We start from the raw sequence: 18,014 nt of genomic DNA on the forward strand, positions 1-18,014 counted from the left end.
GTCGGCGCCTGAGGTCCGCGGGAGTCGTTGGACTCGCCGTGGCGGCAATGGCACTGAGCGCCTGCTCGTCGGGCACTGAGGGTTCGGCCAGCGCACCGACGACAACCAAACCGGCCGCGCCGGCGGCGCAGGTGACGATCTCCGCCGGCGATCAGGCCAGCCCGACCGCGCCGATCACCGTCAAGGCGACGGGCGGGAAGATCACAAACGTCGCCGTGACGAACGCGGACAAGGGCAACGCCGTCAAGGGCGAGCTGTCGGCGGACGGGCTGACCTGGACCACCAGCGAGCCGCTCGGCTACGGCGCCAGCTACAACGTGGTCGCCGACGCGACCAACGCCGACGGCAAGCAGACCGAGCAGAAGAGCACCTACACCACGCTCACGCCGCAGGCGCAGGCATACCCGTCGCTCATCCCGGCCCCGCCGGCCGCCGGCGCGACCTTCGGCGTCGGCCAGATCATCGGCGTCTCGTTCGACAAGAACGTCACCGACAAGGCCGCGGCCGAGAAAGCGCTGGTCGTGACCACCACCCCGGCACAGCAGGGCTCCTGGTACTGGATCGACGCCAAGACCGTGCACTACCGGGCCGCAACGTACTGGCAGGCCGGCACCACCATCAAGCTGGACGCCAACCTGTACGGCGTCAACCTGGGCGGCGGCGTGTATGGCAAGACCGACCGCTCGGTCACGTACAAGATCCACGACTCCTGGGTCGCGAAGGCCGACGGCAACACCAAGCAGATGCAGATCCTGCACAACGGCGCCGTGGTGAACACCATGCCGATTAGCCTCGGCAAGGACAGCACGCCGACGCAGATCGGGCCGCACGTGATCTCCGACAAGCAGCAGCAGGTCGTGATGGACTCGGCGACCTACGGCGTCATGCCCGGGCAGCCCGGCTACTACAAGTCGACCGAGTACTGGGACCTGCGCATCTCCAACGACGGCGAGTTCGTGCACGAGAACCCGAACACCGTCAACCAGCAGGGCAACTCCAACGTCTCGCACGGCTGCGTCAACCTCAGCCCCGAGAACGCGCAGTGGTTCTTCAACCATTTCAACCTCGGCGACGTGGTCGAGGTGACCAACTCCGGCGGTGGCAAGCTGCCGCTCTGGGACACCTACGGCGACTGGGAGCTCAGCTGGGCCGACTGGCAGAAGGGCAGCGCGCTCAACGGCTGATCCCCGCGCCACGGCTCCACCCGTCCTGCACGAGGGCCGCACTCCACCTGGGGTGCGGCCCTCGTGCTGTGTCGCCACATTGCTCCAACGCTCGCGCCGATCAAGCTCGCCGGCTCCCTGCTTTACTTCCGGGGCTGTTGTGTAAAGCAGCACCGGTCATGGCCGGCCGCAGCAATGCACCAAAGCCGCCTCCGCTCGTGGGCTGCCTCACTACTCGAAGGACGCGCCGTCGCCCGAGGCAGGCATCGCAGCTGGAAGGATGACGCGCTGCTCGAAGGCGGAGCCGATGCTCAGCAGCCGCGTCACTGCTCGACGGGCGGCCCCGTGCACGAAGGCAGCGTCACTGCTCGACGGAGGCGTCACTGCTCGACGAGCGACGCGTAGCTCGAAGGCGGAGCCGATGCTGGACAGCCGCGTCACTGCCCGATGGATGACGCATTGCTCGAAGGCGGGGGCTCTACCAGATGGGGGCGTCGCTGCGTGAGAGATGCCGCGCTGGTCCAGGGGAGCATCGCCGCCCACCAGCCGTTCGCTACCCGGTCACGCGATCCTGCCCGATTTCGGGCAGGATCGTTGCCTTTGGGGGTCGTGGAGGGCACCATCGCTGCTCGTGTCGGCCACTAGTCACCCGTTCGGGGATCTCGTCTCGCACCTGATGCGCACCACGGCGCTCGGTCCGGGCGAGGCGGCGCGGGTGGTCGCCGACGTGCTCGCCTACTTCGACGAGTCGGCGGAGGCGGTCGTGCGCCGCCGGCACGCCGAGCTCAAGTCGGCCGGGCTGACCAACGACCAGATCTTTGAGCGCATCGCCGTCGAGCTGCCGCAGCGCCGCGTCGCTGCGCCAGAGCTGTCGCTTCGGCAGCTGCGACGCATCGTCTACGGGTGAGGGAACGACCATGTGCGGAATCGTCGGATACGTGGGGTCGCGCGACTGCGTCCCGATCCTGCTGGAAGGCCTGGCGAGGCTGGAGTACCGCGGCTACGACTCGGCCGGGGTCGCGGTGGTCGGCCGCGGCAAGCTCCGGGTCCGCAAGGTCAAGGGCCGGGTCGGGCAGCTGGCGCAGGATGTGCCGGCCCGCCTGGCCGGCCCGGTCGGGATCGGCCACACCCGGTGGGCGACGCACGGCGTGCCGAGTGAGCAGAACGCGCACCCGCACGTCGACAGCAGCGGACGGGTCGCGGTCGTGCACAACGGCGTCATCGAGAACGCCGAGGAGCTGCGGGCCAAGTTGAGTGCCGACGGAGTCGTCTTCAGCTCGGAGACGGATACCGAGGTGCTGGCCCACCTGATCGCCGCCGTCCAGGTCGACGACATCGAGGAGGCGGTGCGGCGGGTGCTGCCGGACATCGTCGGCACGTACGGCATCGCGGTTGTCGACACCCGCCAGCCGGACCGCATCATCGCGGCGCGCAACGGCAGCCCCGTGATCCTGGGGGTCGGGGACAAGGAGCTGTTCGTCGCCTCCGACGTGATGGCGCTGGTCCGCCACACCTCGCAGGTGGTGCACCTCGAGGACGGCGAGGTCGCGGTGCTCACCGCCGACGGGTTCAGCACCAGGACCCTGGACGCGACCGTGACCACCAGGCCGCCGACGACCGTCGACGTCGAAGACAGCGACTACCAGGCCGAGGGCTACGGCCACTTCATGCGCAAGGAGATCCACGACCAGCCGACAGCGGTCGAGCGGACCCTGCGCGGCCGGCTCGACGATCGCTTCGGCACCGCCCACCTCGGCGGCCTCAACCTGACGCCGCGCGAGTCGAGGGAGTTCAAGCGGGTCAAGATCCTCGGCTGCGGCTCGGCGCACTACGCGGGCCAGATCGGGGCGCAGTTGATCGAGGAGCTCGCCCGGGTGCCGGCCGACTCCGAACCGGCCTCGGAGTTCCGCTACCGGAACCCGTTGATCGACCCGGACACGCTGTACGTGGCGGTGAGCCAGTCCGGGGAGACCTACGACACGCTGGCCACGGTGCAGGAGATCCAACGCAAGGGCGGGCGGGTGCTCGGCGTGGTGAACGCGGTCGGCAGTTCGATCGCACGCCAGTGCGACGGCGGCATCTACCTGCACGCTGGCCCGGAGATCTCGGTGACGTCGACGAAGGCGTTCACGGTGACCACGGTCGACTTCGCCCTGCTGGCGCTTCATCTGGCACGGGTGCGTGACCTGTCGCCGGCCGACGGCCAGCGGCTGGTGCGCGGCCTGCGGGCGCTGCCGGCCCAGATCAGCGAGATCCTCCAGCTGGAGGACCAGATCGCCGGGCTCGCCCAGGAGTACGGCACGTGCCCGAACGTGATGTTCATCGGCCGGGTGCGGGGCTGGCCGGTCGCACGCGAGGGCGCCCTGAAACTGAAGGAGGTCTCCTACGTGCACGCGGAGGCCTACCCGGCCTCGGAGCTCAAGCACGGCCCGCTGGCGCTAATCAGCCCGGAGACGCCGACCGTCGCGATCGTTCCCGACGACGAGCTGTACGACAAGAACCTGACCACGCTCGGTGAGATCAAGGCGCGCGGCGGGCCCGTGCTCGCGCTGGCGCATCGCGAGCTGCCGGCCGGGTTGGCCGACCACACGATCGTCGTGCCCAAGGCCGAGCCGGAGCTGGACCCGATCTTGCTGGGCATCCCCTTGCAGATGCTGGCCTACCATGCCGCGGTGCTGCTCGGGCACGATGTCGATCACCCCCGGAACCTGGCCAAGAGCGTGACCGTGGAGTGAGCCCGGGCATTGCCAGGTTCGGTCGCTAACCTCGTCCGCGTGGGAAGCTCAGACCGGACGAGGCGTGCCGCCAGGCAGCAGGCGCGCACCCGACACACGCAGCGGACCGCCGACGGCGTCGACGCACGGTCGCTCGACGCCAACGGCGTCGCGGCGCGGCTGTGGGCGGCCGCCAACGACTATTCCTATGGTCAGCGTCAAACCGCGGCGGTGGACGCGGCGTTCCTCGCCGGCGCCGATGACCACCAGCTCGGGCTGGCCGTGGCTGGTGTGTTCGCGCGAGCGCTGGGTTTCCTGTGGCCGAACGGATGGCTGCCCTATGACCTGGTCCGGGTGGTCGGCCGGGAGTGCGACGAGTTCGCGACGAGCCTGGTCGTCGACGCGATCGCCACGGACATGGCGCGTCACGCGCAGGCCTCGATCCACGAGCGTTGGCGGGACCAGCTGCGCCAGATCGAGGCGCGGCCGTGGTGGCGTCACGACCGTCAGCACTTCGCACAGTGGCTGGTCAAACAGATCCTGAGCAAGGAGGAGGGGCTGGAGGTTGTCATCGTCGCGTTGGCGACGTTGATGGCTTTGCCGAAGCTGCCGCTGATCCTGCCGTTGCCGGGTACGGCGACGGTGGCCGACGTCGGGCCGGCCGCGGGCGTGGATCAGAAGGTTCTGGCCAAGGTGCGAGGATTGCTCGCAAAAGCGGAGTCGACGGAGTTTCCCGAGGAAGCCGAGGCGTTGTCGGCCAAGGCCCAGGAGTTGATGAGCCGGCACGCCTTCGAGCGAGCGCTGCTCGACGCCGACGATCACGTGCCGCAGACGGCGAGTTCTCGACGGGTCTGGTTGGACACGCCGTATGTCGGGGCGAAGGCGCAGCTGGTGGCGGCGGTCGCGGCGGCCAACCGGTCGCGGGGCGTGGTGTACGAGAAGATCGGCTTCATCGCGCTCATCGGGGCGGATCTCGACCTGGAGATCACCGAACTGCTGTCGACTTCGCTGTTGTTGCAGGCGACGAGGGCAATGGTCGCTGCCGGCGCGGCGCGGGCCGACGGCATCGAGGCCCGGAGCCGAACCTACCGGCAGTCGTTCCTGCTCGCGTACGCCACAAGGATCGGCCAGCGGCTCAGCGCCGCCGCCGAGGAGGAGAACGGCGATCTGACGGCCGACGACCGGTTGCTTCCGGTGCTCGCCGACCGGGAGAAGGCGGTCAACCAGCTGTTCGACGAGCTCTATCCGGCCACCGTGAAGAAGTCGTACACGGTGGGCAGCGCCGCAGGGTGGGAGGCCGGCACCGCGGCCGCCGATCTCGCCGACATCGGGCTCGACCGGCAAAAGCTGACCCCCACTCGCTAATTCTGGGGTAACGGCCCGACTTCAAGGGCTACCGTACGGGACCGTGACCGACATCGAGGACCTGACGGCCCGGATTCGCGCCTTCTCCGACGCCCGGTCCTGGGGGCCGTTCCACACGCCGAAGAACCTGTCGATGGCCCTGGCCGGCGAGGCCGGAGAGCTGCTGGCCGAGCTCCAGTGGCTCACCGACGACCAGATCGCCAGCGGAATGTCCGGATCGGACCTGCGGGAGCGGGTCCGGATGGAAGTCGCCGACGTGTTCATGTACCTGGTCCGTTTCGCCGATGTGACCGGCATCGATCTGGCCCAAGCCACGCTGGACAAGTTGGCTCGCAACGAATTGCGGTACCCGGTCGAGAAGTCACGGGGAAACGCGAGCAAGTACGACGAGCTTTAACTTGATGACCAGCCAATTCATCTGAACTATACGGGCGGGCAACGGTGATGACACCCCGGGAGGCTGTTGCCGGCCACCTCGATCGGCCGCGACCCGATCGGACCAGCTGAGCAGGTCAGCAGGGTTGTCACCGAGGTTCAGCGGCCAGGAGAACGCTTGAGCCGCGCTGAACTTCCACGCAAACTTTACTGAACTACCTAGTACCTCAATTGACGAAATTGCGAACGAGCCATAGCCTTTCAGTTTGGATCCACCCATTAGGGTGTGGCTACACCGATGTGCGCACCCATAGGTCTCGTATCCCCCTGCGGAGGCTCGATGGCTGCGCACTCCTCCAACTCCGGATTCACACAGAATCTTGTGCTTGGAGTCAGCCCGTTCAACGTTCCCGATGCCCGATTGGTTTCCGCGGTCTGTCGAGCCGGCGGCCTCGGCGTCCTCGACCTCGGCGCCGGCGACCGGCACAGCCGGGAGGCGCTGGACCTGCTGCTGAGCTGGGCCGGCGGTCCGTTCGGCGTGCGCGTGACCGGTGGGTGCGCCTTGCCGCCGGGCGACCTTCCCCGTGATCAGGTTCACACCGTCCTGATTGGTCACGGCGCGGAGTGGTCTATTCCAGACCTGGCCGAGCACCACCGAGTTCTGGTGGAGGTCTCGAGCAAAGCGGAAGCATTGCTCGCAGTCGAGCGCGGTGCACACGGGATCATCGCCCGCGGACACGAGGTCGGTGGTCCGGTCAGTGAGCTGAGCACGTTCGTTCTGCTCCAACAACTTGTCGATGCCCTGGACGTGCCGATCTGGGCGTGGGGCGGGATCGGCGTGCGCACGGCCGCGGCCGCGGTGGTCGGCGGCGCCGCCGGCGTTGTCCTGGACACACAACTGGCGCTGCTCTCGGAGTCCGATGTGGACAACGAGATCGCCGCCGCGATCCGGCCGATGGACGGCTCGGAGACGACGGTGGTGGACGGCGAGCGCCTGCTGGTCCGCCGGGGTGCAGGTCAGCAGCGGATTCCGGTTGGGCAGGACGGTTTTCTCGCCGCGCGGTTCGCGGACGAGTTCGGCACGGTCGACCGGGTCGTGCGAGCGATCAAGGACGGCGTCGTGGCGGCGTTGGAGCAGGAGCCGTCGGCGCCGAGCATGATCGCCCAGGGGCCGATGACGCGGGTGAGCGACCGCGCGAGGTTCGCGGCGTCGGTGGCTGAGAACGGCGGCCTGCCGTTCGTCGCGTTGGCGCTCGCGACCAAGGAGCAGACTCGAGAACTGCTTCGGGAGACAAGGGATCTGCTCGGTGACCGGCCGTGGGGCGCGGGCATCCTGGGCTTCGCCGCCGAGGAGGTCCGGACCGGGCAGCTGGAAGTCATCGAGGAGCTGCGCCCGCAGTACGCGATCATCGCAGGTGGACGGCCCGCGCAGGCCGCCGCGCTGGAGCGGCTCGGCATCACGACGTTCTTGCACGTGCCCTCGCCGGGTCTGCTCAAGCAGTTCCTCGAGGCGGGGGCGCGGCGGTTCATCTTCGAGGGGTCGGAGTGCGGTGGGCATGTCGGTCCGCGGTCGAGCTTCCCGCTGTGGGAGGCGCAGCTGAGCGTCCTGCTCGACTTCCTCGGCGCGAACGCGGACGCGGAGCTGGACGTGCTCTTCGCCGGCGGCATTCACGACGAGCGGTCGGCAGCGATGGTGAGCGCGATGGCTGCTCCATTGCGTGCGCATTGCTGCAACGTCGGCGTCCTGATGGGGACCGCATACCTGTTTACCGAGGAGTGCGTGCGCGATGGAGCAGTGCAGCCGCTCTTCCAGCAGCAGGTGGTCGACGCCGAAGCGACGGCGCTGCTGGAGACGGCACCCGGTCACGCGACGAGGTGCGTGACCAGCCCGTTCGCGGAGGACTTCCTCGCGCTGCGTGACGACTTGCGCGCTCGTGGACTGCCGGACCGCGAGGTCTGGGAGGAGTTGGAGCAGCTCAACATCGGTCGGCTGCGGATCGCGAGCAAGGGAGTGGAGCGCAGCGGCGCGGAGCTGCTCGACGTCGACGAGCGGCGGCAACTTGCCGAAGGCATGTTCATGGCCGGCCAGGTTGCTGTGCTGCGTGACTCCGTCACCACGGTCGCCGCACTGCACGAGAGCGTGAGCATTGGAGCAATGCGTCACCACTCCGTCAGGGCGCAAGCTCTCGGCGTCGGCGGCAGCACTGCACCAGAGCCGGAGCCCATGCCGTTGGACGTCGCCGTCGTCGGCATGGCCTGCATGTTCCCCCAGGCCCCCGACCTGCCGACCTTCTGGGCGAACGTGCTCGCCGGGGTCGACGCCGTCACCGAGGTGCCGCCGGAGCGGTGGGACGCCGACGTCTACTACTCCGACTCCGGGGCCACGGACAGCACGCCGTCGAAGTGGGGCGGCTTCCTGCCGGAGATCCCGTTCGACCCGCTGCGCTACGGCATTCCGCCGGCGTCGCTGGCGAGCATCGAGCCGGTCCAGCTGCTGGCCCTCGAAGCCGCGTACCGGTCGCTGGTGCACGCGGGCTACGGGGACCGCGCCTTCGACCGGTCGAGGACCAGCGTGGTGTTCGGCGCCGAGTCCGGCAGCGACATGGCCAGCGCGACCACGCTGCGCACGGTCCTGCCCTCCTACCTGGGGACGCTGCCCGAGGAGCTCGACCGCCAGCTGCCGAGGCTGACCGAGGACACGTTCCCCGGGGTGCTCGCGAACGTCATCGCCGGCCGGATCGCCAACCGCCTGGACCTCGGCGGCGCGAACTACACGGTCGACGCGGCGTGCGCCTCGTCGATGGCGGCGGTGGACGTGGCCTGCAAGGAGCTGGTCACCGGAACGAGTGACATGGTGCTGTGCGGCGCGGCGGACCTGCACAACGGCATCAACGACTACCTGATGTTCAGCTCGGTCGGTGCGCTGTCGCCGTCGGGCCGCTGCAAGACGTTCGACAGCAGCGCCGACGGCACGACCCTCGGCGAGGGCGTCGCCTGCGTGGTGCTCAAGCGGCTGGCCGACGCGGAGCGGGACGGCGACAAGATCTACGCGGTGATCAAGGGCATCGGCAGCGCGAGCGACGGCAAGTCTCTGGGGCTGACGGCGCCGAGGCCCGAGGGCCAGCGCAGCGCGGTGGAGCGGGCGTACCGCAACGCCGGGTTGTCGCCGGCGCAGGTCGGTCTGGTCGAGGCGCACGGGACGGGCACGGTCGTCGGTGACCGCACGGAGCTCGGCTCGCTGGCGAAGGTGTTCGTCGAGCACGGGGCCCGCCCGGCCAGTTGCGCGATCGGCTCGGTGAAGTCGCAGATCGGCCACACGAAGTGCGCCGCCGGCCTGGCCGGCCTGATCAAGACGGCCTTGGCCCTGCACAACGGCATCAAGCCGCCGACGCTGCACGTCCAGCAGCCGAACGCGGCCTGGGACACCGAGGGCAATCCCTTCGTCCTACACGCGGAGGCCGCGCCTTGGGCTGCGCCGGCCGGGGAGCGGATCGCCGCGGTCAGCGCGTTCGGCTTCGGCGGCACGAACTTCCACATGGTGTTGTCGGCCTACGACAAGGCCCCCACTCCGAGGCACAGCAACGACCAGTGGACGGCCGAGCTGTTCACGTTCCGCGGCGCGGATCACGCGTCGGCGGCGCGTTCCGTCGAGTGGATGCTCGACCTCGTCGGCAAGAACGAGGCGAGCGGCCGCACGTGGCGACTGCGTGACCTGGCCAAGACCGCGTCGCGGCGGGCCGAGCAGCGCGGTGAGCCGACGCAGATCGCCGTGGTGGCAAGGAACCTGGACGAGCTGCCGCAACTGCTCCGCGACGGGGCCGCCGGGCGGCACGATCCGAAGCGTGGCGTTTTCGTTGCCCAGCAGCAGATCGATGGCAAGGTGGCCTTCCTCTTCCCGGGGCAGGGCAGCCAGCGGCCCGGCATGCTCGCCGAGCTTTTTGTCGCGTTCCCGGAAATCCAACACCTGCTCCAGCTCGGACGGGAGTGGGCGGACACGCTGTTTCCCCCGGCCGCGTTCGACAAGGAGGCCGAGCAGCAACGCACGGCCAGGATCACCGACACTCGCGCGGCGCAGCCGGCGCTGGGCATCACCGAACTCGCGGTCAACCAGCTGCTGTCACGTCTGGGCGTGCAGCCGGACCTGTTGGCGGGCCACAGCTACGGTGAGCTGGTCGCGTTGAGCGTCGCGGGCTCCTTCAGCCCGGCAACGCTTTTGGCCCTGAGCCGCGCCCGTGCCGACAGCATTCTCGGCGCGATCGGCGAGGATCCCGGTTCGATGGCCGCGATCACCGCGACGGCCGAGGACATCGCGCCGGTCCTCACCGAAGAGCTGGTGCTGGCCAACCACAACGGCCCGAAGCAGGGGGTGATCTCCGGACCGTCCGAGCAGGTTCGCGCGGCGGTCGAGGCCCTGCGGGCCAAGGGAATCTCCGGCCGGCAGCTCCAGGTCGCCTGTGCCTTCCACAGTCCGCTAGTGGCCGCGGGCGGCAAGGCGTTCGGCGAGTTTCTGTCCACACAGGACGTTCGCGAGCCGGAGCTTCCGGTCTGGTCGAATCGGACCGCCGCGCCGTACGGCGGCGAGGTCCGGGAGGAGTTGGCGGCGCAGATCGGGTCGTCCGTCCGGTTCGTCGACGAGATCGAGTCGATGTACGAGGCCGGGGCGCGGATCTTCGTCGAGGTCGGCCCGGGCGGGATCCTCACCAGGCTGGTCGACGGGATCCTCGGCGACCGGCCGCACGTCCGCGTGACGACCGACGGTGGCGTCAGCGGTTTCCTGGCCGCGGCCGCGCAGCTGGCCGTGTCCGGGGTGAACGTCCGCACGAGCTGGCTGTTCCACGGCCGCGATGCCTTGGACGTCAGCACTTCCACGCCGCCGAAGCGTCCCGGTTGGACGATCGACGGCCAGTTGGTCCGCACCGCCGACGGGCAGTACCTGGCCGGCGGGCTCGTTCCCGCCCGACGAGTGGAGTTGTCGATGTCGCAGCCGAGTGCCGGTCAGGACGAGCTGATCAGCGACTTCCTGCGCACCAGCCGCGAGATGATCGCCGCGCAGCGGGACGTGTTGCTGAGCTACTTCGGCGGCGCGGCCAACGCCCCGGCGCGCGTGGTGGAGCACATCGCGCCGCCGCCGGTCCTGGAGATCCCCAAGGTTGTCGCGGCGCCGGTCGCCGCACCCGAGCCGGTCGTCGCCGATGTGTTGACCATGGTCCTGGAGGTCATCAGCACCCAGACCGGCTACCCCGCCGACATGCTCGACCCGGCGCTCGATCTCGAAGCCGACCTGTCCATCGACTCCATCAAACGCACCGAGATCGCCGGCACCCTGGTGACCAAGCTCGGCGCCCCGAGCGCCGACCTCGAAGAGATCACCAAGGCCCGCACGGCCCAGCAGATCGCCGATCTGTTCGGCAGCTCTGCCGTGCCGGCGGCCCCGGCTCCGGCGCTGTCAGTGGCGGCCGACGTGCTGGCCACGGTGCTGGAAGTCATCAGCCAGCAGACCGGTTATCCCACCGACATGCTCGACCCGACCCTGGACCTCGAAGCCGACCTGTCCATCGACTCCATCAAACGCACCGAGATCGCCGGAACTCTGGTCACGCGCCTGGGCGCGGCGCCGACCTCGGACGTCGAGGAGCTCACCAAGGCCCGGACCGCGCAGGAGATCGCCGATCTGTTCAGCGGAGCCACCGGTGGCGAGCCGGCGCCCGTCATCGTGGCGGAGGTCAAGGCCGGCCGGGCTCCCCGGCGGTTCGAGATGGTGCCCACGGAGGTCGGCGCGGCCACGCTGCTGGAGTCGGCCACGTTGTCCGGCAAGGAGTTCCGCGTCATCGGTGGGCAGCCGGAGCTGGTGGCCGAGCTGACGGCGGCGCTCGGCGAGCACGGGGCGTCGGTCACGGAGAAGGCCGGCAACCTGCTCTACCTCGGGGCGCTGTCGCCCGGCGACGATCCGGTGCTGCCGGGGGCGTTCACGGAGTTCAAGGCGGCACTGGCTGAAGGGCCGCGGTGGGTGATCGCGGTGTCTCCCGTCGCCGAGCACGCCGACGACCGCGTGGTCGGCCTGCGTGGGTTCTTCCGGACCATCTCCCGCGAGTACCCGGAGACCGTCGCCAAGCTGATCGAGGTCGGCGCCACCACGGTGACCGAGAGCCTGATCAACGAGTTGCTGGCCGACGACCGGCACCCGGTTGTGGTGCGGGGCGACGGAACACGCAAGACGATCGACATGCTGCCGATCGATCTCGGTTCGCTCGGCACGACCGGCGCCGGGCCGGCCGGCGACGGCACTGCCGAGGCGCAGGCGATCGGGCTCGACCGGGATTCGGTGGTTCTGCTGGTCGGCGGCGCGCGCGGCATCACCGCCCAGTTCGCGACCAAGCTCGCGATGACCACTGGGTGCCGTATCGAGCTGATCGGCCGCACGCCGCTGCCGACCGACGCCGAGGACCCGGCGACCGCGTCGGCGACGGACAAGACCTCCTTACGTGCGGCGTTGATCGCGCAGGGGCATCGCTCACCGGCGGAGATCGAGCGCATGTCGGCGAAGATCCTCGCCGCCCGCGAGGTGCGCGCGACCCTGGACGAGCTACGGTCCCTGGGCAGCACGGTCGGCTATCACTCGGCCGACGTCCGCGACCAGGAGGCGTTGCACGGCATCATCAAGGAGATCTACACGGATCAGGGTCGGGTCGACGGGGTCTGCTACGCGGCCGGGGTGATCGAGGACAAGCTGATCGCCGACAAGGACTCCGACTCGTTCCGCCGGGTGTTCGACACGAAGGTCGACGGCGCCCGGGCCCTGCTGTCCGCGATCGAGGAACTGCCCACGCCGCCCCGATTTGTGACGTTGTTCGGCAGCATCGCGGCGGCGCTGGGCAACCGCGGGCAGATCGACTACTCCGCGGCCAACGACGCGCTCCAGACCTTGGGCGCCCTCTGGGCTTCCCGGACCGGAACTCGTGCGTTGACTGTCCACTGGGGACCGTGGGCTCCGGACGCGCGGCACGGCGGCATGGTGACCCCCGAATTGCAGCAGGAGTACAGCCGCCGCGGGATCGATCTGATCGACCCGGAGGAGGGCACCATGGCTCTGCTGCGGGAGCTGGCCTTCGGCGACCACGACGTGCGGGCCGTGGTCTACACCGCGTCGGGCTGGTGACGCGGATGTCCGATGTCGCGATCGTCGGCATGTCCGTCCTGTTGCCGGGGGCGCCGGATCTCCAGACGTACTGGCGAAATCTGGTCAACGGCGTGGACGCGATCACCAACGTGCCGGAGCACCGCTGGGATCCCGGCTACTACGATCCGGCCGGCTCGGCGCGGGCGGACCGGTTGTACTGCCGGCGCGGTGGATTCGTCGACGAGTACGCGGATGTCGACCCGGCCCGGTTCGGGATCATGCCGAATTCGGTGGCCGGCGCGGAGCCGGACCAGCTGATCGCGATGCGCGTCGCCGCGTCGGCGATCGCCGATGCCGGCGGCGACGAGCGGCTGCCGGCCCGTGATCGGATCGGCGTGATCCTGGGCCGTGGCGGCTATCTCACGCCCGGTGTGGTTCGGCTCGATCAGCGCGTGCGCACCGCCGTGCAGTTGGTGCGCACGCTCGGCGAGCTCGTGCCGGGAATCGGGGCCGCCGAGTTGGAGCGTGTGCGCACGGCCTTCACCGAGCAGCTCGGCCCGGAACAGCCGGAGTCGGCGATCGGCCTGGTGCCCAACCTGGCCGCGTCGCGGGTGGCGAACCGGCTCGACCTGCGCGGCCCGGCGTACACAGTGGATGCCGCGTGCGCGTCGTCGCTGATCGCCGTTGATCACGCCGTGCACGAGTTGGCCAGCGGGCGCTGCGATGTGGTGCTCGCCGGCGGCGTGCACCACTGCCACGACATCACGTTCTGGAGTGTGTTCACACAGCTGAAAGCGCTCTCGACAAGCCAGCAGATCCGGCCGTTCCACCGCAACGCCGACGGAATTCTCATCGGCGAGGGCACCGGGGTCGTGGTGCTCAAACGGTTGGCCGATGCGGAGCGGGACGGCGACCGGATCTATGCGGTGGTGCGCGGCACGGGCGTGGCCAGCGACGGCCGCAGTGCCAGTCTGTTCAACCCCGACCCCGGCGGCCAGGTCCTCGCGGTCCGAAAGGCTTGGGCGGCAGCGGGATTGGACCCCGCCGCCGAGGGCGCCATCGGTCTCCTCGAAGCGCACGGCACGGCAACACCGGCCGGCGACGCCGCGGAACTCTCAACCCTGGCAGCGGTGTTCGGCGCCCCGACTCGACGGCCCGCGGTGATCGGCTCGGTCAAGTCGATGATCGGCCACACCATGCCGGCCGCTGGGATCGCCGGCCTGGTCAAGGCCGCGTTGGCCGTGCACCACGGCGTGCTGCTGCCGACTCTGCACTGCGACGACCCGAACCCCGCGCTGAACGCCACCCGGTTCCGGCCGATCGACAAGGCCGAGGTGTGGGGGGACGAGATGCGCCGCGCCGGGGTGAACGCCTTCGGGTTCGGCGGCATCAACGCGCACGTGGTGCTGGAGCAGGCACCTTCACCGAAGCCGGCGCCGACCGCGATCGTCGTCAACGAACCGGTGCGGGTGTTGCGAATCGCGGCCGACACTGCCGAGGAATTGCTCCGTCATCTCAACCAGGGTGAACAGCACGAGACCGGCCGGCTTCGACTGGCCGTTGTGGACCCGACGCCCAAGCGGATGGCCCTCGCGGAGAAGACCGTCGCCAAGGGCGTCGCCTGGCGCGGTCGCAGCAACATCTGGTTCAGCCCCGCTCCGCTGCTGCCCAATTCGGGCGTTGCCTTCGTCTTTCCCGGGCTGGAGGCCGAGTTCGATCCGCATGTCGAGGATGTGGCCGACCACTTCGGACTCATCAGGCGGTCGTTGGGCAACGGCGACCTCGGCCGGCACGGCATGAGCGTGCTGGGCGTAGGACGGCTGCTGGACAGTGCGTTGCGGCGCATCGGCGTGAAACCGACGGCGCTGGCCGGGCACAGCATCGGCGAGTGGACCGCGATGTCGGTGAGCGGAATGTTCTCCGATCGCGCGGTGGAGGACTCGCTGGCAACGTTCGACCCGACCTCGGTCGAGGTGCCGGGGGTCGAGTTCGCGACCATCGGCTGTGGCGTCGACCGCGTGGCGGAGGCCATCGCTGACCGGCCGAACATCGTGCTGTCCCACGACAATTCCCCGAGCGCGACAATCGTCTGCGGGCCGCCCGACGAGATCGCCGAACTGGTCGCGCAGTTCCGCAAGCGCGCGGTGATCAGCCAGGTCCTGCCGTTCCGGTCGGGTTTCCACACGCCGATGCTCCGGCCGTACCTCCAGCCGTTCGTCGATCTGGCCGATCGCCTGGAAATGGGCCGGGCAGCCCTGCCGATCTGGTCCGCCACCACGGCTTCGCCGTATCCGACGGACCCGGATGCCGTGCGGGACCTCTACATTCGGCACCTGGTCGAGCCGGTCCGCTTCCGCGAGACGGTGTCGGCCATGCACGCGGCCGGCATCAAGGTGTTCATCCAGGTCGGGGCCGGACAGCTGGGTTCGCTGATCGACGACACGCTGAAGGGCGAGGACCACCTCACGGTCGCGGCGAATTCGACGCACCGCAACGGCGTGGACCAGCTTCGGCTGGTCGCCGCGGCGCTGTGGGTCGATGGCGGGTCGCCGGACTTCTCACTGCTGGAACCGACCCGGCATCCGGTGGCCCTGCAACTGGGTTCGCCGTTGGTGTCCGTGGGCACGACGATCAGCACCGGTCCGTCCCGTTTGGACTCGTTGACCGCGGACTTCCCCATCGCGGCCGAACTGGAGGCGCTGCTGCGGGAGACCGCGGAGTCGGCCGCGCAGGTGATCTCCAGCCGCCGGGCGCCGGCGATCCGGGCGCTGACCAAGCTGATGACCATCTCGACCGAGTCGATGCCGTTCCTGTTGGACCACTGCTTCGCGCCGCAGCGGGAAGGGTGGCCCGATCTGGCCGACCGGCGTCCGGTCGTGCCGGGCACCACCTTGATCCAGATCATGATGGACGCGGCCGAGGAGGCCGCGCCGGGACTTCGCGCCGTGCGGGTGCACGACGTGAAGTTGTTGCGGTGGCTCATCGGCGCGCCGTCGGCCGAGGTGACGGTCACTGCCGAGCCGATCGGACCGGATCGGGTTCGGGTGGCGATGGGCGATCACTCGCAGGCTGTCGTGGAGCTGGCGGCGGATTGGGCGCCCAGGCCGCACCGGAGTTGGTCGGTGGCCGGCGGCGAGCACACGGCACCGGGCATGACCGCACGTGAGTTCTACGAGCGGCGCGTGATGTTCCACGGCCCGGCCCTGCAAGGGATCACCGCGTTGACGAGCGTCGGGGCCAACCACGTCGGCGGCGTGATCACGACTCCTGATGTGCCCGGCGGTCTGCTCGACAACGTCGGCCAGCTGCTGGGGTACTGGATCTGGGAAACCCAGACCACCAAACGGATCGCCTTCCCCGTGCAGATGGGGCGCATCGAGTTCTTCGGCCCGCACCCGGCGGCCGGCACGCCGGTGAACTGCCTGATCAAGGTCGTCGAGGTGAGCGACCGGCTCTACCAGGTGGACGCCCAGCTGACCGTGAACGGCGTGGTGTGGGCGGAGATCGCCGACTGGCGGGACCGCCGGTTCGACAGCCACATGGATCTGGACGAGGCGTGGCGGTTCCCGGAGCGCAATGCCTTGTCGCAGCGTCAACCCGGCGGCTGGGTCGCGGTCGCCGAGCGCTGGCCCGACCTGGCCTCCCGTGAGCTGTATCTGAGCAAGTACCTCAGCGGCCGCGAGCGCGCCTGCTATGACCGGCTGCCGCCGCGCGACCGGCGGCACTGGCTGCTCGGCCGCATCGCCGTCAAGGACGCGGTGCGCAGCCTGTTGTGGGACAACGGATCCGGACCGATCTTCCCGGCGGAGATCCTCGTCGACGAGGTCGTCGACGGTCGGGTGACGGTCTCCGGCAACCATGGATTCCCGCTGCCCGCCATCTCGGTTTCCTTGGCGCACAAGGGTGAGCTCGGTGTCTCGATCGCCCGGTTCGGCGACGTTCCGGTGAGCATCGCGATCGAGGACCCGACAGCCGGCATCGCCGCCGGTGACGGTCGACAGCGGGTCGCCGTCAGCAATCCAGCAGACCTGCCGGCCCGGCAGTACGTCGTCGCGTGGACCGCCGGTCCCGCCGATCAGGAGGACAAATGACCACCACCGAGGCGTCGCGCGACGTCGTGTTCGCCGAGATCGCCGGCATGCTGCGCAAGGTGCTCGCCGAGCTGGGCGTGGACGACGTGGAGATCACCGAGCTGACCTCGTTCAACGAGGACCTCGAACTGGAGAGCATCGACCTGGTCACGCTGACCGCGCTGGCCACCGAGCACTGGGGTGAGCCGGTGAACCTGGCCGAGTTCCTGGCCGATAAGGATCTCGACGAGGTGATCGCGCTCAAGGTCGGCGATCTGGTCGACTTCGTGGTCGCGGCCCTGTCCCGCGCGGGAGGCTGACGTGGGCAAGATCCTGGCCAACGGCGTCACCACGCACTACCAGCGGATGAACGCCAAGGGCGTGGACCCTGAGTCGGCGCCGACGGTCGTGTTCGTGCACGGCCTCGGCACGGACAGCCTGGCCAGCTTCTATCTGACGCTGGCCGCGCCGGTCTCCGCCGCGGGCATCAACGTGATCGCGTACGACCTGCGCGGGCACGGCCGCAGCGAGTGCCCGGACACCGGCTACACATTCCAGCACTTCGTCGACGATCTCTGTGCGCTGCTGGACGTTCTGGAGTTGCGCGGCCCGGTTCACCTGGTGGGCAACAGCTTCGGCGGGACTGTCGCGTTCGGACACGCCTTCGCTCGGCCGTGGCAGGTGGCGAGCATCGTGTCGATCGAGTCGGAGCCGCCGACCCAACCGTGGGCGGACCGGATGGTGCAGGCCATGGACTACATGGGCGAGCAGCTGTCCAACGAGCAGACGTTCCTCGATCTGGAGGCGCAGAACGGGGCCCACCACGCGAAGCTGGCCCGCAAGGCCGCGGCCAAGTTGTTCGCCACGACGATGATGACCGAGGTGTCGCAGGGCCGGCTGATGTCGGCCGAGGACCTGTTGGCGTTGCCGACGCCGGTGCTGCACATCCTCGGCGGCGACGGTCTACAGGGCGAGGACCCGCGCGCGCTGGAGCGCGCGCTGTCGAACTGTCGGACCGTGGTGCTGCCCGGGCAGGACCATTCGGTGCTCGTCGATGCCCACCGGAAGGTGCGCGAGCTGCTGATCCCGTGGGTGCGGGGCCTGCACACGGACGTGCCGTGGATCAACGCCGCCGACGACGCGCGGGTGCTCGCCGCGGAGCCCGTCGCGTGAGCTCGGCAGTGGAGCTTGCGCGGTCGGCGAAGGGGGC

The 18,014-nt window shown here is 69.4% G+C and carries 9 protein-coding genes; all 9 read left to right on the forward strand.

Annotated elements, in window-relative coordinates:
- Nucleotides 1-47 precede the first annotated feature (47 nt).
- Entirely contained in the window at nt 48-1,184 is a 1,137-nt protein-coding gene (locus tag ACIG5F_RS16895) for an Ig-like domain-containing protein (protein ID WP_396518812.1), read from the forward strand.
- Nucleotides 1,185-1,839: 655 nt separating this feature from the next.
- Complete coding sequence (locus tag ACIG5F_RS16900) at nt 1,840-2,070, forward strand: hypothetical protein (RefSeq protein ID WP_396518813.1); 231 nt, start codon at nt 1,840-1,842, stop codon at nt 2,068-2,070.
- 10 nt (nt 2,071-2,080) lie between these two features.
- Entirely contained in the window at nt 2,081-3,898 is a 1,818-nt protein-coding gene (gene glmS, locus ACIG5F_RS16905; protein WP_396518611.1) for a glutamine--fructose-6-phosphate transaminase (isomerizing), read from the forward strand.
- 39 nt (nt 3,899-3,937) lie between these two features.
- Entirely contained in the window at nt 3,938-5,242 is a 1,305-nt protein-coding gene (locus ACIG5F_RS16910) for a DUF2786 domain-containing protein (RefSeq protein ID WP_396518612.1), read from the forward strand.
- Nucleotides 5,243-5,285: 43 nt separating this feature from the next.
- Nucleotides 5,286-5,639, forward strand: a complete 354-nt coding sequence (locus ACIG5F_RS16915) for a nucleotide pyrophosphohydrolase (protein ID WP_396518613.1) — start codon at nt 5,286-5,288, stop codon at nt 5,637-5,639.
- A 399-nt stretch (nt 5,640-6,038) separates the two neighbouring features.
- A complete protein-coding gene (locus ACIG5F_RS16920) occupies nt 6,039-12,773 on the forward strand; it encodes an SDR family oxidoreductase (RefSeq protein WP_396518614.1) in 6,735 nt (2,244 codons plus the stop codon).
- 5 nt (nt 12,774-12,778) lie between these two features.
- Nucleotides 12,779-16,825, forward strand: coding sequence for a beta-ketoacyl synthase N-terminal-like domain-containing protein (locus ACIG5F_RS16925; RefSeq protein ID WP_396518615.1), 4,047 nt, complete (start codon nt 12,779-12,781; stop codon nt 16,823-16,825).
- Nucleotides 16,822-17,124: a phosphopantetheine-binding protein gene (locus tag ACIG5F_RS16930; RefSeq protein ID WP_396518616.1), complete on the forward strand. Its 303-nt coding sequence runs from the start codon at nt 16,822-16,824 to the stop codon at nt 17,122-17,124. The genes ACIG5F_RS16925 and ACIG5F_RS16930 overlap by 4 nt, the downstream gene beginning before the upstream one ends.
- A gap of 1 nt (nt 17,125) precedes the next feature.
- Complete coding sequence (locus ACIG5F_RS16935; protein ID WP_396518617.1) at nt 17,126-17,977, forward strand: alpha/beta fold hydrolase; 852 nt, start codon at nt 17,126-17,128, stop codon at nt 17,975-17,977.
- The last annotated feature ends 37 nt before the right edge of the window (nt 17,978-18,014 follow it).

Origin of the sequence: Kutzneria sp. NPDC052558 (assembly GCF_044547355.1) — a bacterium.
GTDB lineage: Bacteria > Actinomycetota > Actinomycetes > Mycobacteriales > Pseudonocardiaceae > Kutzneria.

Bases quoted from the DNA above. Each gene is read 5' to 3' on its own strand.
- glmS (WP_396518611.1), top strand. From the start codon at position 2,081: ATGTGCGGAATCGTCGGATACGTGGGGTCGCGCGACTGCGTCCCGATC.
- ACIG5F_RS16900 (WP_396518813.1), top strand. From the start codon at position 1,840: ATGCGCACCACGGCGCTCGGTCCGGGCGAGGCGGCGCGGGTGGTCGCC.
- ACIG5F_RS16895 (WP_396518812.1), top strand. From the start codon at position 48: ATGGCACTGAGCGCCTGCTCGTCGGGCACTGAGGGTTCGGCCAGCGCA.
- ACIG5F_RS16925 (WP_396518615.1), top strand. From the start codon at position 12,779: ATGTCCGATGTCGCGATCGTCGGCATGTCCGTCCTGTTGCCGGGGGCG.
- ACIG5F_RS16930 (WP_396518616.1), top strand. From the start codon at position 16,822: ATGACCACCACCGAGGCGTCGCGCGACGTCGTGTTCGCCGAGATCGCC.